Origin of the sequence: Brachyspira sp. SAP_772 (genome assembly GCF_009755885.1) — a bacterium.
In the GTDB taxonomy this organism is placed as follows: Bacteria; Spirochaetota; Brachyspiria; order Brachyspirales; family Brachyspiraceae; genus Brachyspira.
Map to the genome: position 1 here is coordinate 1 of NZ_VYIX01000163.1, position 710 is coordinate 710.

At 29.4% G+C, this 710-nt stretch carries 1 protein-coding gene; it reads left to right on the top strand.

What is annotated here, in order from left to right; genetic code table 11:
- Positions 1-174: 174 nt before the first annotated feature.
- A partial coding sequence (locus GQX97_RS13260; RefSeq protein WP_157152294.1) for an ATP-binding cassette domain-containing protein occupies positions 175-710 on the top strand: 536 nt, incomplete at its 3' end.

Below are 710 nucleotides of genomic sequence, written 5' to 3' on the forward strand. Positions count from 1 at the left end.
AATAGGAAGAGTATTGAGAAGGGTGTGAGTGTAGGATATGGTCTTATAGTTCGAGGCAGTGGTGATAAATAAGGTAAAGAAGGTTGGCAATAATATTTTTAATTGTATGAAAATAAATGTACATATATCATAATTTAAATGATATATGTACATATTTTATATGAGGTTTACTATATGGTTAGACTAAAGGCTTTGAATATTTGCAAAAAGTTTCCTGGTGTAATAGCACTTAATAATGCATCATTAGAAGTCGAAGGTGGAGAGGTGTTAGCACTTTTAGGTGAAAACGGGGCTGGAAAATCAACAATATCTAAAATAGTATCAGGTGTTTATACTGCTGATAGCGGAGAAATATTTATAGATGGAAAAGAAGTTAGCATATCTTCTGTTTTAGATGCTGAGAAAAATGGTGTAAGTATAATACACCAAGAAATAATGCTAATTCCAGAAATGAAAATATTTGAAAATATTTTTTTAGGAAGAGAGATTAGAAAAAAAAATGGATTGGCAGATGATAAAAAAATGATAGAAGAGACTAACAAGTTTCTTGAGAAATTTAATTTTGATATTTCAGCCAATACCAAGGTTGGAAAATTAAGTATAGCACAACAGCAAATGATAGAAATCATTAAAGCTGTTTCATTTAATAGTAATATCATTTTCATGGATGAACCTACAAGTTCTTTGACAGATAAGGAAGTAGAATATTT